This is a genomic window from Pseudomonas sp. 9Ag (assembly GCF_902506445.1).
GTDB lineage: Bacteria > Pseudomonadota > Gammaproteobacteria > Pseudomonadales > Pseudomonadaceae > Stutzerimonas > Stutzerimonas stutzeri_AB.
The window spans coordinates 3,931,981-3,946,183 of sequence record NZ_LR733836.1; the positions used below are offsets into that span (position 1 = coordinate 3,931,981).

The 14,203-nt window shown below is 58.8% G+C and carries 16 protein-coding genes and 1 pseudogene; 11 read left to right on the forward strand and 6 right to left on the reverse strand.

The window, feature by feature from the left end:
• Window positions 1–132: 132 nt before the first annotated feature.
• The gene (gene cyaY / locus ALTERO38_RS17920; RefSeq protein WP_159969203.1) at window positions 133–465 is read right to left on the reverse strand and encodes an iron donor protein CyaY; all 333 of its coding nucleotides are present in this window, start codon (window positions 463–465) and stop codon (window positions 133–135) included.
• Window positions 466–666: 201 nt separating this feature from the next.
• Here cyaY and ALTERO38_RS17925 point away from each other — a divergent pair, with 201 nt between their 5' ends.
• From ALTERO38_RS17925 to ALTERO38_RS17950, 6 genes are all read left to right on the forward strand, one after another.
• A complete protein-coding gene (locus ALTERO38_RS17925) occupies window positions 667–807 on the forward strand; it encodes a lipoprotein (protein ID WP_019341253.1) in 141 nt (46 codons plus the stop codon).
• Window positions 808–817: 10 nt separating this feature from the next.
• Window positions 818–2,065, forward strand: a complete 1,248-nt coding sequence (gene lysA, locus ALTERO38_RS17930) for a diaminopimelate decarboxylase (protein WP_148923896.1) — start codon at window positions 818–820, stop codon at window positions 2,063–2,065.
• Between the two features lie 10 nt (window positions 2,066–2,075).
• On the forward strand, window positions 2,076–2,906 hold the full coding sequence (gene dapF, locus ALTERO38_RS17935) for a diaminopimelate epimerase (RefSeq protein WP_159969204.1): 831 nt from the start codon (window positions 2,076–2,078) through the stop codon (window positions 2,904–2,906).
• Window positions 2,903–3,598, forward strand: a complete 696-nt coding sequence (locus tag ALTERO38_RS17940) for a DUF484 family protein (protein ID WP_148923898.1) — start codon at window positions 2,903–2,905, stop codon at window positions 3,596–3,598. The genes dapF and ALTERO38_RS17940 overlap by 4 nt, the downstream gene beginning before the upstream one ends.
• Window positions 3,599–3,681: 83 nt before the next feature.
• Entirely contained in the window at window positions 3,682–4,581 is a 900-nt protein-coding gene (gene xerC, locus ALTERO38_RS17945) for a tyrosine recombinase XerC (RefSeq protein ID WP_159969205.1), read from the forward strand.
• Window positions 4,578–5,273 (forward strand): HAD family hydrolase, encoded by a 696-nt coding sequence (locus tag ALTERO38_RS17950; RefSeq protein WP_102837271.1) that lies wholly within the window; start codon window positions 4,578–4,580, stop codon window positions 5,271–5,273. Before xerC ends, ALTERO38_RS17950 begins: the two co-directional genes overlap by 4 nt.
• 104 nt (window positions 5,274–5,377) lie before the next feature.
• On the opposite strand, the gene sutA is transcribed toward ALTERO38_RS17950, so the two are convergent.
• The 5 genes from sutA to glnK all read right to left on the reverse strand — a co-directional run bounded on the left by sutA (window position 5,378) and on the right by glnK (window position 9,423).
• A complete protein-coding gene (sutA, locus tag ALTERO38_RS17955; protein WP_159969206.1) occupies window positions 5,378–5,713 on the reverse strand; it encodes a transcriptional regulator SutA in 336 nt (111 codons plus the stop codon).
• Window positions 5,714–5,786: 73 nt separating this feature from the next.
• Entirely contained in the window at window positions 5,787–6,212 is a 426-nt protein-coding gene (locus ALTERO38_RS17960) for a secondary thiamine-phosphate synthase enzyme YjbQ (protein WP_102837269.1), read from the reverse strand.
• A gap of 97 nt (window positions 6,213–6,309) precedes the next feature.
• Window positions 6,310–7,563, reverse strand: coding sequence for an ammonium transporter (locus ALTERO38_RS17965; RefSeq protein WP_102837268.1), 1,254 nt, complete (start codon window positions 7,561–7,563; stop codon window positions 6,310–6,312).
• A gap of 81 nt (window positions 7,564–7,644) precedes the next feature.
• Window positions 7,645–8,961, reverse strand: a complete 1,317-nt coding sequence (locus tag ALTERO38_RS17970; RefSeq protein WP_159969207.1) for an ammonium transporter — start codon at window positions 8,959–8,961, stop codon at window positions 7,645–7,647.
• Window positions 8,962–9,084: 123 nt separating this feature from the next.
• On the reverse strand, window positions 9,085–9,423 hold the full coding sequence (glnK, locus tag ALTERO38_RS17975) for a P-II family nitrogen regulator (RefSeq protein WP_003096476.1): 339 nt from the start codon (window positions 9,421–9,423) through the stop codon (window positions 9,085–9,087).
• Between the two features lie 394 nt (window positions 9,424–9,817).
• Between glnK and ALTERO38_RS17980 the strand changes: the two genes are divergently transcribed.
• The 5 genes and pseudogenes from ALTERO38_RS17980 to ALTERO38_RS18000 all read left to right on the forward strand — a co-directional run bounded on the left by ALTERO38_RS17980 (window position 9,818) and on the right by ALTERO38_RS18000 (window position 14,177).
• Entirely contained in the window at window positions 9,818–10,081 is a 264-nt protein-coding gene (locus ALTERO38_RS17980) for an accessory factor UbiK family protein (protein ID WP_102837406.1), read from the forward strand.
• Between the two features lie 33 nt (window positions 10,082–10,114).
• Window positions 10,115–10,759 (forward strand): annotated as a pseudogene (locus ALTERO38_RS17985) (magnesium chelatase domain-containing protein); the annotation flags it as partial.
• Window positions 10,760–10,903: 144 nt separating this feature from the next.
• Window positions 10,904–11,956 carry a DNA-processing protein DprA gene (locus ALTERO38_RS17990; protein WP_159969208.1) on the forward strand — a complete coding sequence of 351 codons (1,053 nt, stop codon included), beginning with the start codon at window positions 10,904–10,906 and terminating at the stop codon, window positions 11,954–11,956.
• A 22-nt stretch (window positions 11,957–11,978) separates the two neighbouring features.
• Complete coding sequence (locus ALTERO38_RS17995; protein WP_159969209.1) at window positions 11,979–13,112, forward strand: hypothetical protein; 1,134 nt, start codon at window positions 11,979–11,981, stop codon at window positions 13,110–13,112.
• A 432-nt stretch (window positions 13,113–13,544) separates the two neighbouring features.
• Complete coding sequence (locus ALTERO38_RS18000; RefSeq protein ID WP_159969210.1) at window positions 13,545–14,177, forward strand: inovirus-type Gp2 protein; 633 nt, start codon at window positions 13,545–13,547, stop codon at window positions 14,175–14,177.
• The last annotated feature ends 26 nt before the right edge of the window (window positions 14,178–14,203 follow it).

Below are 14,203 nucleotides of genomic sequence, written 5' to 3' on the forward strand. Positions count from 1 at the left end.
AAAAAAGTAAACAGACTAAAAAACAAAACCCCGCCCAAAGGCGGGGTTATTTAACCTGTAACCGACCCTATCACAGCTCATTAAATAAGCAAGGGCACCTGATTCGTGGCTTGGATCAGCTGCGCGCCACCCTCACAGGTCTTCGAACTCAAGCGCCTCGCCACCCTGCTGCTCGGTAACTCGGGACAAGAGTTCGCCGAGACGCTCATCGTTGGCATCAGAGATCCACAGCGAGCTGGACTCGTCGTAGTCGAAATGGAATCCACCGGAACGCGCGGCCACCCACAGCTGGCGCAGCGGGGGCTGACGACTGAAGATCAACTGGGTGCCGTTCTCGAAACGCACGGTCAGCACGCCACCGGAATTCTCCAGATCGACGTCCATACCGCTGTGGTCGAACACGTCCTCGATTTCTTCCTGCGCAGCGTCGACAAGATCGTGAAAGCGGGCTTCGCTCAGGCTCATGAATCCATTTCCTCGGTACGGGTTGCACGGTGGCACCGGGGGCCACCGACGATGCGGGCGAGCTTAGCAGGCCACCGCCGCGTCTAGCGAGCGGCGGTCCGGGCAGGCTTCCGATGTGGGACCGGCGAGCGCGGCCACATAGGCAATCCGACAGGTGCTGGGTATACTCCGGCCCATCGATTTTTCTAGGATTACCCCCCAATGAAGCGTCTGCTGCTTCCACTCATCGCATTGGCGGTTCTCGCTTCCGCGCTTACCGGCTGCGGCCAGAAAGGCCCGCTTTACCTACCGGACGACGAGGCAACTGCCAAAGAACGTTCCAAAGACCGATTCGAACTGTAAGGAGGCATTCATGGAGGCCTTCTCGTACCGCGACGGTCAGCTCTTCGCGGAGGGTGTGGCGTTGCCCGCTCTCGCGCAACGCTTCGGCACCCCCACCTACGTCTACTCTCGAGCACATATCGAGGCACAGTACCGCGCCTATGCCGACGCACTGCAAGGCATGCCGCATCTGGTCTGTTTTGCCGTCAAGGCGAACTCGAACCTTGGCGTACTCAACGTACTGGCCCGCCTTGGCGCCGGCTTCGACATCGTTTCGCGTGGCGAACTCGAGCGCGTCCTGGCGGCCGGCGGGCAGCCTGACCGCATCGTGTTCTCCGGCGTTGGCAAGACGCGCGACGACATGCGCCGCGCGCTGGAAGTCGGCGTGCACTGCTTCAACGTCGAATCGACCGACGAGCTCGAGCGCCTGCAGCAGGTTGCAGCCGAGCTGGGCGCCGTGGCACCGGTTTCGCTGCGGGTCAATCCGGATGTCGATGCCGGAACCCATCCCTACATTTCCACCGGCCTCAAGGAAAACAAGTTCGGCATCGCCATCGCCGACGCCGAAGAGGTCTATGCCCGCGCGCACGAGCTGGGCAACCTGGAAGTTGTCGGCGTCGATTGCCACATCGGCTCGCAACTCACCACGCTGCCACCGTTCCTCGATGCGCTCGACCGGCTGCTGGCCTTGATCGACCGGCTCGCCGTGCGTGGCATCCGCATCAAACATCTGGATCTTGGTGGCGGCCTGGGCGTGCGCTATCGCGAGGAGCAGCCACCGCTTGCCGGCGACTACATCCAGGCCGTGCGTAAGCGCATCGACGGTCGCGCCCTGGCGCTGGTGTTCGAGCCCGGGCGGTCGATCGTGGCCAATGCTGGGCTGCTGCTGACCCGTGTTGAATACCTCAAGCACACCGAGCACAAGGATTTCGCCATCGTCGACGCAGCGATGAATGACCTCATCCGTCCTGCCCTTTATCAGGCCTGGATGGACGTCGTACCGGTGCAGCCGCGTGAAGGCGAGGCGCGCCACTACGACATCGTCGGCCCGATCTGCGAGACCGGTGACTTCCTTGCCAAGGAGCGTCCGCTGGTACTCGCCGAGGGCGATCTGCTGGCCGTTCGTTCCGCGGGTGCCTATGGTTTCGTCATGAGTTCGAACTACAACACCCGCGGCCGTGCTGCCGAGGTGCTGGTGGATGGCGACGAAGCCTACGAAGTGCGCCGCCGCGAAAGCGTGCAGGAGCTATACGCTGGCGAAAGCCTGCTGCCTGCCTGAGGCCACAACGATGCTTTTGCGTTTTACCAAGATGCACGGCCTGGGCAACGATTTTATGGTCATCGACCTGATCAGCCAGCACGCGCACATCCAGCCCAAGCACGCCAAGCAATGGGGTGATCGGCATACCGGCGTGGGTTTCGATCAGCTGCTGCTGGTCGAGCCGCCGCATAATCCCGACGTGGATTTCCGCTATCGCATCTTCAACTCCGATGGTTCGGAGGTGGAGCAATGCGGTAACGGTGCGCGCTGCTTTGCCCGCTTCGTACTGGACAAGCGCCTGACCATGAAGCGGCAGATCCGCGTCGAGACCAAAGGCGGCATTATCGAGCTGAACATCCGTCCTGACGGGCAGATCAGTGTCGACATGGGCCCGCCTCGCCTGACTCCGGCCGAGATCCCTTTCCTGGCTGATATACAGGCCTTGAGTTATCCGCTAGACGTCGATGGCCAGCAGCTGAATATCGCCGCTGTATCCATGGGCAACCCCCACGCCGTGCTCCGTGTGGAGGACGTCGACAACGCTCCGGTGCACGGCCTCGGGCCGAAGATCGAGCATCATTCGCGCTTTCCCCAGCGGGTCAACGCCGGCTTCATCCAAGTGATCGACCGTCAGCACGCCAAGCTGCGAGTCTGGGAGCGCGGCGCAGGCGAAACCCAAGCCTGCGGTACCGGCGCCTGCGCGGCGGCAGTCGCCGCGATTCAGCAAGGCTGGATGGATTCTCCGGTGCAGCTCGATCTGCCGGGCGGCCGTCTGTCCATTGAATGGGCAGGCGCTGGACAGCCCGTTATGATGACCGGCCCCGCCGTTCGCGTATTCGAAGGACAGGTTCGCCTATGACCGAGCAAAACCAGGACAAGCCACAGCTGCCGGACGCAGAAGCCGTCGCGGCTTATCTGCGGGCTCATCCGGAGTTCTTTGTCGATCACGACGAACTGATTTTGGAGCTGCGCATTCCCCATCAGCCCGGCACTGCCGTGTCGCTGGTCGAGCGGCAGGTCAAACTGCTGCGTGAGCGAAACATCGAGGTACGCCATCGTTTGTCGCACCTGATGGATGTAGCGCGCGATAACGACCGGCTGTTCGACAAAACGCGTCGACTGGTGCTGGATCTGCTGGATGCGAACAGCCTGGAAGAGGTCATCGGCGCGGTGGACGAAAGCCTGCGTCACGAGTTCCAGGTGCCATTCGTGAGCCTGATCCTGTTCAGCGAAACGCCGCTGCCAGTGGGGCGCAGCGTCACCAGCGCTGAAGCCCAGCAAGCGATCGGCGGGCTGCTCGGCAGCGGCAAGACTGTCTGCGGCGTGCTTCGTCCGCACGAACTGGCTTACCTCTTCGGCGAACAGGAAAGCCGCAGCATCGGCTCGGCGGCGGTGGTCGCACTGAACCAGCAGCAGGGCATTCTCGCGATTGGCAGCGAAGACCCGCAGCACTACAAGAGCTCACTGGGCACCTTGTTCCTCGGCTACATTGCCGAAGTGCTGACCCGCGTCCTGCCGTCCTACTCCACACCGCTGCGCTCGGTGCGCTGAGCGACCAGCCTCCCGATACGACGGGCTACAGCCTGAGCGTCAGGCGCAGCCCGTAGCTAGCCGGCACTCCCAGGAAGCCGCTCATGCAAACCGACCTCGACGCCTACTTCGAACACTTGCGCAGCGAGCGGCAGATGTCGCCGCATACACTCGACGGCTATCGTCGCGACCTGGCCAAGGTGGTCAGCTTCTGTGACAAGCAGCGGCTGGCCGACTGGCAGCAGCTAAAAAGTCCGCATGTACGCCAGCTCATTGCCGAGCAGCATCGCCAGGGCCAATCCGGACGCAGCCTCGCTCGGTTGCTGTCGTCGATGCGTGGGCTGTATCGCTATCTCAATCAGGAGGGCCGCTGCGCCCACGATCCGGCTGCCGGCATCTCCGCACCCAAAGGTGAACGGCGCCTGCCGCGACTGCTCGACACCGACCGCGCCATGCAATTGCTCGATGGCGGTATCGAGGACGACTTCATCGGCCATCGTGACCAGGCGATGCTGGAGCTGTTCTATTCATCAGGATTACGCTTGGCCGAGCTGGTCGGGCTCAACCTCGACCAGCTGGACCTGCCCGACGGGCTGATTCAGGTTCAAGGCAAGGGCAACAAGGCGCGGGTGCTACCCGTCGGCCGCAAAGCGCGCGAAGCCCTTGAGGCCTGGCTGCCGCTGCGTGCGTTGAGCAACCCGTCGGATGGCGCCGTGTTCGTCAGCCAGCAGGGGCGGCGCCTGGGACCACGGGCAGTGCAGCTACGGGTGCGCCAGGCGGGCGTGCGTGAGCTGGGTCAGCACCTGCACCCGCATATGCTCAGGCACAGCTTTGCCAGCCACATGCTGGAATCCTCCCAGGATTTGCGCTCCGTGCAGGAGCTGCTCGGCCATGCAGACATCGGCACCACTCAGATTTATACCCACCTGGACTTCCAGCATCTGGCCAAGGTCTATGACCAGGCGCACCCACGCGCCAAACGCAAGCAAGGCAGTGAACCATGAGTATTCAACTGATCACCTTTGACCTTGACGACACACTGTGGGACGTCGGCCCGGTCATTCACAGCGCGGAGAACAGCCTGCGCGACTGGCTGGGTCAGCATGCACCGCGGCTTGGCGGGTTTCCGGTGGAATCGCTCGCCGCGATCCGCCGCATGTTGGTCGAGGCCGAACCTGGTCTCAAGCACCGTATCAGCGAGCTGCGCCGCCGCATCCTGTTCCACGCCTTGCATGACGCCGGCTACTTGGAAGGCGAGGCAGGCACCCTCGCCGATCAGGCATTTGAAGTCTTTCTCGAGGCGCGCCACGCCATCGACCTCTTTCCTGATGTACACCCTACGCTTGAGCATCTGGCCAATCACTACACGCTTGGCGTGCTGACCAACGGCAACGCGGACATCCGGCGGCTGGGCTTGGCCGACTATTTCCAGTTTGCCTTGTGCGCGGAGGAGCTGGGGATTGGCAAGCCGGACCCTCGACCGTTCCAGGAAGCGCTCGCGCGAGCGGGCGTAGCCGCCGAGCACGCCGTCCATATCGGCGACCATCCCGACGATGACATCGGTGGAGCGCAGCGCGCTGGCGTTCGTGCCATCTGGTTCAACCCGGGCGGAAAAGCGTGGCAGCACGAAGGCCAGCCCGACGCCGAGGTTCGCAGCCTGGCAGAGTTGCCTGCGCTGCTCGCCCGGTGGCGATAGCCTGACGCTCCCGCAGATACGACAAAGCCCAACACAACCGTGCTGGGCTTCTTAGCGGTCCCGCCTGGCGACGTGACCTATTGTCCAATCAGAACCTCTCGACGTTAGATAGGGCGGCTGCCGTATTTACTGTCGGGCTTCTTCGGCGGATCAGCGACGACGTTGGGTTCGACTTCCTGTACGCGCCCCCCGCGTGCCAGAAACTCTTCCATCGCACGAGCCAGCTCGTCCCGTTCCTTCTGCTTGGCCTCCAGACTTGGCAGCTCTTCGACAACAACCGCCTTGGCCTTCTTTTTACTGGCGGGCGTCGCACGGTCACTGTCAGTGCTTTCGTCGTCGGCGCTGTTTTCGGCTTCGCCGTCATCGGCAGCAGCCAACTCCTCGCCCTCGTCCTCGTCGTTTGTGTCCAGATCGTCTTGTTCTAATTCTTCGTCGCTCATGTTCAACCTCGTACTTGCCAAAGCGGAAGTTATAGCCCAGCGATGTGCTTTGTTCGCCATCGCCAAAAAAAATTCAACTTGCCATTCCGTGCAACGTGGCCAGTACTTGCCTGGCGCCACCTTGATCCCGGTGTTCCCCCAGATAGACGCCCTGCCAGGTCCCCAGCGCCAAGCGCCCCTCGCGTACGGGCAAACTCACCTGGCAACCCAGCAGGCTCGCCTTGAAATGTGCCGGCAGATCGTCCGGCCCTTCGTAATCGTGTTCGTAGCCAGCTTCGCCCTGCGGCACAAGACGGTTGAAAAACCGCTCGAAATCGCGCCGGACTGCACCATCGGCATTCTCATTGATGGTCAATGAAGCCGAGGTATGCCGCAGCCACAGGTGTAACAGACCGGCCTCGCATTGTTGCAGTTCCGGCAGCTGTGCAAGCAGCTCGTCGGTTATCAGATGGAAGCCTCGCGGCCTCGGGCGCAGCGTGATCAGTGTCTGTCGCCACATTCGCAAAGCCCCCTTCGGCTCTTGAACGCGCGCATTCTAGCGCGGCGCCAGAAAAAACAAAGGGCGCCCTGAGGCGCCCTTATCAACAGCGGTGAACTCAGCGCTTGTTGGTGAACTCCGGATAAGCCTCGAGGCCGCACTCGACAACGTCGACGCCCTCGTATTCTTCCTCTTCGCTCACCCGCAGCCCCATGACCGCTTTGAGGATGCCCCAGACGATCAAGCTGGCAATGAACACCCAAGCGAAGATCGACACCAAGCCCAACAACTGCGCGCCGAATGTCGCGTCCGCATTGGTCAGCGGCACCGCCAGCAGTCCCCACATGCCCACTACGCCATGCACCGAAATGGCACCGACCGGGTCATCGAGCTTGAGTTTGTCCAGGGCCAGGATGCTGAAGACCACCAGCACGCCACCCACGCCACCAATGAGCACTGACTGCAGCGCGCTTGGCGTCAGTGGCTCAGCGGTAATGGCAACCAGACCCGCCAGTGCACCGTTAAGGACCATGGTCAGATCCGACTTGCCGAACAGAAGACGTGCCGTGATCAGCGCCGCAACCAGGCCACCGGCGGCCGCCATGTTGGTATTGGTAAACACCTGAGCTACCGCGTTGGCGTCTTCGATGGTGCTCATCTTCAGCTGCGAACCGCCGTTGAAGCCGAACCAGCCCATCCACAGGATAAAGGCACCCAGGGTCGCCAACGGCAGGTTGGCGCCGGGGATCGCGTTGATCTGTCCGTTAGGGCCGTACTTACCCTTGCGCGGACCCAGCAGCAGCACGCCGGCCAGGGCAGCGGATGCGCCCGCCATGTGCACCAGACCAGAGCCCGCGAAGTCGAGGAAACCGGCCGCATCGAGGAAACCGCCGCCCCACTTCCAGAAGCCCTGTACGGGATAGATCACGCCAGTCATCACCACCGCGAAGGCGATGAATGCCCAGAGCTTCATCCGCTCGGCCACTGCACCCGACACCACTGACATGCAGGTTGCGGCGAAGACGACCTGGAAGAAGAAGTCGGCACGGGTCGAGTAATAAGGCGCGTCCTCGCCCCCTGCGGCGACTACGTCGACGGCGTTCTCGTCACCGATCAGGAAGCCCAGGCTCGGCAGGATCCCGCCGTCCGGGCTGGAATACATGATGTAGTAGCCGATCAGCAGATACATGATCGAAGCCACCGCGTAGAGCACGATGTTCTTGGTGAGGATTTCAGCGGTGTTTTTCGCCCGAACCAAACCGGCTTCGAGCATGGAAAAACCGGCCGCCATCCACATCACCAGCGCACCGCAGATGAGGAAGTAGAAGGTATCGAGTCCGTACTGGACGGGTATCAAAGCTGTGCTATCCATTTTTTTATCACCTTTTGCCGAGCGCCTTACAGCGCTGTTCGGTTAAGGCGCCCGGGTTGGCTCCGGGCGCACTCCGTGTGCTTACAGGTTGTAGCCGCGCTCGTTGTGCAGGCTGAGGTCCAGGCCGATGGTTTCTTCTTCTTCGGTGACACGCAGCCCCATCACCACATCGATCACCTTGAGGATCAGGAAGGTGACGATGGCGGTGTAGACGACGGTGAAGAGCACGCCCTTGAACTGGATCCACAGCTGCAGTGCGATGTTTTCCACCTCACCGAAGCCGCCCAGTGCCGGGGCCGCGAACACACCCGTCAACAGCGCGCCGACGATGCCGCCGACCCCGTGCACACCAAAGGCGTCCAGGGAATCGTCGTAAGCGAGCTTGCGTTTAAGGCTGGTGGCACAGAAGAAGCAGATGACGCCCGAGGCGAGACCGATAATCAGCGCGCCCATCGGGCCGACCGTGCCGGCTGCCGGGGTAATGGCAACCAGGCCGGCCACCACACCTGAAGCGATGCCCAGCGCGCTGGGTTTGCCGTGGGTCAGCCACTCAGCAAACATCCAGCTCAGCGCAGCCGCAGCGGTTGCAACCTGGGTAACCAGCATGGCCATGCCCGCGGTGCCGTTAGCAGCGAGCGAGGAGCCGGCATTGAAGCCAAACCAGCCGATCCAGAGCATCGCCGCGCCGACCAGGGTCAGGCCGAGGTTGTGCGGCGCCATCGGGGTGGTCGGAAAGCCCTTGCGCTTGCCGAGCACGATGCACGCCACGAGGCCAGCAATACCCGCGTTGATGTGGACCACGGTGCCGCCCGCAAAATCAAGCACGCCCCAGTCCCACATCAGGCCGCCGTCGCCGCCCCAGACCATATGGGCGATTGGCGCATATACCAGCGTGAACCAGACGCCCATGAATACCAGCATCGCGGAGAACTTCATGCGCTCGGCGAAGGCACCGACGATCAGCGCCGGGGTAATGATGGCGAAGGTCATCTGGAAGGTGATGAACACGCTTTCCGGCACGGTGCCGGTGAGGCTGTCGGGCGTCAGGCCGCTCAGGAATGCACGCCCGAGTCCGCCGACGAAAGAATTGAGGTTGGTGACGCCTGCTTCCATGCCCGCCGTGTCGAACGCCAGGCTGTAGCCGTAGACCATCCACAGGATGCTCATCAGGCCAGTGATGGCGAAGCACTGCATCATGACCGAGAGGATGTTCTTGGAACGGACCATGCCGCCGTAGAACAGCGCCAGGCCTGGAATCGTCATGAACAGCACCAGCGCAGCGGCTGTGAGCATCCATGCCGTATCGCCGGAATCAAGCGTTGCCTCCTGCGCCATGGCGATGCCTGGGCTTATCAGAGACAAAAGGGCTCCTAGCCCTGCGAATTTTCGCAGAGTCATGGTTTTACTCCTGGGGCGTGGGGTTCGTAGGCCTGCTAGGCAGGCAATCGCAAATGCTCGGGCGGTGCGTGGCGACGTGTCGGGCGTTACCGCCCGGTCAAACGTGCGCTACGCGCCGGAACGTCAGATTGCGTCGGTATCGGTTTCGCCAGTGCGGATGCGAATGGCTTGCTCCAGATTCACGACGAAGATCTTGCCGTCGCCAATCTTCCCGGTGTTGGCCGCCTTGGTGATGGCCTCGATCACGCGATCGAGCTGGTCATCGGCGATTGCTACGTCGATCTTCACCTTCGGCAGAAAATCGACCACGTATTCAGCCCCGCGATAAAGCTCGGTATGACCTTTCTGGCGACCGAAACCCTTGACCTCGGTGACCGTGATGCCTTGTACGCCAATCTCGGACAGCGACTCGCGTACGTCGTCCAGCTTGAACGGCTTGATGATGGCAGTGACTAGTTTCATGAAACTTCTCCCGTTTAGGTGGACTTGCCCCAGAAGTACGAACCCGGCTCAAGTCTAAGCGCAGTGTCTGGCTCTTGTAACGCGCCGGCGTTGCCGAGCGACCATCCGACACCATCAACCGATCCGACGAAACGTCCCGAATCGCCTATGCACCGCAACCTGCTGGTGCATACGTCACATGGACCTAAGCAGAATCAATGCCAGCTTTTTGCAATGCCCGGCCTCAGGCGCTCCGCAAAGGCCGCGCGAGCCCACGGCACAACCCGCCTGCCGGATCACGCACCATGCCGGTGCATGGCAGCGCAACGGCGTGCCCGCAATCGTGCACTGGCGCCGGCCGGACGGCTGAACAGCCCGTGCTACACTGCGCGTCGCTCAGAAACAGGTGATGCTCATGTTCCCACCCAAAGCTTTTCTCGACGCCGTCGGCGCCCAGGCCTCACGGCTTTTCAGCGGTGAAAACCCCTTGCCTCGCGCGGAAGTGGAAGCCCAGCTCAAAGGCATCGTGCAAGGTGCGCTGAGCAAGCTCGATGTGGTCAGCCGCGAAGAATTCGACAGTCAGATGGTGGTGCTTGCGCGCACCCGCGCGAGGCTCGAAGCCCTCGAAGCCAAGGTCGCCGAGCTGGAAGAGAAACTCGCGCCACCCGCCTCCGAATAGGCCGGCTGGCGTCACGATCAAAGGAGTGATCGGATGTCCCTCGCAATTGTCCACAGCCGCGCCCAGGTCGGTGTGGAAGCGCCCACTGTGACGGTGGAGGCGCACCTCGCCAACGGGCTGCCTTCGCTGGCTCTGGTTGGCTTGCCGGAGACGGCTGTCAAGGAAAGCAAGGATCGCGTGCGCAGCGCGATCCAGACGTCCGGCTTCGACTTCCCGGCTCGACGAATCACCCTCAATCTCGCTCCAGCCGATCTACCGAAGGATGGTGGCCGTTTCGATCTGGCCATTGCGCTGGGCATATTGGCGGCGAGCGGTCAGATTCCCGCCGACCGCCTCGACACGCTCGAATGCCTGGGCGAGCTGGCGCTTTCCGGCTCACTGCGACCGGTTCAGGGCGTGCTGCCTGCAGCGCTCGCGGCCCGCCAGGCCGGGCGTGCCCTACTGGTACCGCGAGCCAATGCCGAGGAAGCCAGCCTGGCCTCGGGATTGGTGGTCTACGCGGCCGACCATTTGCTGGAAGTCGCTGCACATTTCAACGGTGTGGCTCCGATCGACCCCTTCCAAGCCCAAGGGCTGTTGCGTCAGGTGCTGCCCTACCCTGATCTCGCTGATGTGCAAGGCCAGGCGGCAGCCAAGCGTGGGTTGTTGGTGGCCGCAGCAGGTGGCCACAACCTGCTACCTTTGTAGCCCTATACACCCGTCTTTTTACACCCGCGGAATGGCCTGGACACGGCTCCTAGGCACAGGCAACCTTGGAATAATCAATCACGCATCCACTGACACAATCATAAATCCACCATCAATAATTGAGTTCGCCGAGGGATGGCTAAAGGCCGCATGATGGATGACAGAGAATTTTGGAGAAATGAGCGAGTAGCTTTTTTAGCTTTGTCCGCTTTGAAAGGGCTCGGATTCTGGACGCTTCATAAACTAGCAGAGAGTGGCGTTGGCTTTAAGAAGGCGCTCAAGGACCCATCGGGGCATGGCATCTCGAAGCATTTTGTGGACGATGGCAAGGATGATGCTCAACAAGAAGCGTTATGGGCAAAGGGCTTAGAAACTGCTCGGGAACTAGCAAATATGGGGATTCGCCTATGCTTCAAAGGCGAACCGGAATTCCCAAACAAACTTCGATTAATCCCCGATTCACCACACTGGCTTTTCATTCAAGGAAACCTTGAAAATCTCGAGCGGCGCGCCGTAGCTATAGTCGGAACACGCAAGCCTTCAGAAGACGGTTTATTTCTCACCCGCTGCGCCGTTGCAAGCTTAGCTGGAGCAGATTGCATTACAGTCAGCGGGCTAGCAACTGGCATCGACCAAGCATGTCATCTCGAATCCATAAGGTATCGAATTCCGACAGTAGCAGTTCTAGGGACTGGCATCCTAAACAATTATCCGAAGGGTTCAGAGAGCATCCGGGAACAAATTATTGCTCATAACGGAACAATATTAAGCGAGTATCTACCAAACCAGTCATACAGCGCAGAGAACTTCGTCAGGAGAAACAGAATACAAGCCGGGCTTTGCGATATTTTGATACCCGCAGAATGGCAGATTAAAAGCGGCACAGCGCACACCGTAAAATTTGCACACAAATACAACAAAAAGATACTTAACATATTACTGCCAACTACAGACTACGAAAGGCCCGAACTTTCTTTCTCGGCAAAGGAATATGGCGCGGAATCGATTGAACTACCGATTCAGTCACTTGACCTATTGCATACCGTCGTCGGCTTTCCTGGAAGCAGCTCAGCTTCAGATGAACTAAACGAAGCCAGCGAGAGCCACATCACCGACTGCGACACTCGGTCAGAAGCCTCAGGTGAACTAGACAACGAACTAACCGACCCTCAGTTAAGCTTGATCTGATGTAGACGTCTAAGGAGTAAGGATGCTAATACTTATCACATCGCAAGCGGCCATTCATCACAACGGCCATCTGAACACTAACGTCATACAAGCATTAATTGGAGAGCAGCAGCGAGGCAACTATGTTTTCGTTGTATCGAACCATAACAAGCCCGACTGGTTTGACGAGTGCTTTAGGGGAACAGGAGTCGGATACGTACAAAACGAAGGGCGTCAGAATGGCAACATAGTTCGGGAAATTGCTGGCGCTTTGAAAAAGCCAACGTATGACGTTTTGGTCCTTGCAGCAAAGGCCGAAGATATTCAAATGGCGAAGAATGGTGAAGCCGTTCTAATTGCCGCAGGCTGGTCAAACGATAACCAAGTTAGGGCTCTTGGGGTGAGAATCGACACTCCACAAGAAGTTCGCAATGTGATTGATTTGACGGAAGGGTGGGACGGACATTGGTGGTTTGAAGGACAAGGCCAAAAATATTCAGTTAAAGCATTAACCGATCTATCCGGTTATGGCCGGGATGATGCTCAAGTTGTCTTTTCGCAGAAACTCACCAACACTGTCAAAAATGGTGGTCACCGGTTGACCGCACTTCTCATCGTTTGCGCCCGGTCTCTATTGATCGATGGAGTGGGCGGTACTGGTGCCCTCTTTTGGGCCGTATACCCGTCCTCAAAAAGCCGAAATGATGATACGGAAGTACTTTCATCGTTCACGCACAGACTGCGCACAATAGTGTCCCGGGTTCAGTTTGCGCGTTTATCTACCCCATTGTTTATTCGGCACACCCCGTCCGATAAGCGCTCTGCTGGGCGGGGCGGTAATCGTTGCGATCCTACCGGCCAGATAACGACCATGCACCTCAATCCCGCTTATGCAAAAAGCATTCGCGGGCGAAATGTGATCGTAGTAGACGACTGCACAACCTATGGCCTTTCGTTCGGGGTAGCGTCCGCCCTCCTTAGAAGGGCTGGAGCAAATACTGTGACAGGCGTAGCACTAGGTAAATTCGGCAACACCATCCAGCATTTTGATATTGAAATACTCGCGAACCCCTTCCAGCCGTTAGGCCCAGATGACTTTAGGCTTATTAACACATCAGCGATGGTCGGAAAGACCGACAGCTCCGCTCAGGCAGCGCTTCGCCAGCTGATTCGCTAGTAACTAACCCAAGAGCCCTATGCCGCGTCAAGTACAATGCCGCGGTTATGGGCCTTTTACATCAAAAGATATTCCCCACAACAGCCCCCCATCCGTTTTCACTGAAATGGCGTTCTATCATTTTCTCCGAGCCTTTTAGTGGCCTAGCAACTTTCTTTTTAAAAGCTGTTTAGAAAACGATTTTTTCGTGAGAGCATGAATTTGCAAGCGACGCCAATCCGCGCTCTGCACTCATTCTGCGATAACAAAATTACAGCCAAAGCTAGAGCATGCCAGGCATCCCGGGCGGAACCTTGTTGTATATTAGTAATATCTTATTAGATATCTATTACCAGTCACCAAGACCATCACCAACAAGAACATATAAAGCTATTGGAAAATAATTTTATAAAATATCAGCAGAGGATATTTAATCAAACAATAGAATTTCGTATGCGAATGCACATCACTTATAAAAATAGCTTCAAGAATCTTCCGGTCAATGCCAGCAAGGCCCTAAACCTCGGGCTGTACACTGAAATCCTCGAGTCAATACATTCGCAGCTCATGGCGATAATGAGTATGCATAGTCGTGTTTCCGTGCTGCGTTTTGATCTTCATTTCCCGCGAAAATCTTATTCAGACGCTAAGTTAGAAAACTCAGTCGTCAGCAGCTTCCTTAAACGGGTCAAGGACCATTTACGGTCAAGCAAGTGGGGAAAGCACAAGCACATAGTCACGGGCGCAGTCAGGGAAGTCGGCACCAGCAAGTCCGGACACTACCATGTTTTCATAGCGTTTAAAGCGATTTACAGGCGCCTGGGCGCGTTTTCAGGCGAAGGCCATAGCGGACTATGGGGCTTACTCGAAACAAGCTGGAAAAGCGCGTCTGGAGGCTCCATACACTTCTCGTTGCCGCACTTATTGAACAGGGGCGACCATACAGCTTTCGCACGTTGCTTTAGGCATTTAAGCTATTTGGCAAAAGTGCGAGACAAGCACTTTGGGACTGGAGAGCACCACAAAAGATTTTTCTTCACGCGCCTAAAAATTAAGAAGGCAGAGGCTACCGCAATTGCAGTGTGAACACTTCGGACATATCAATATTGGTA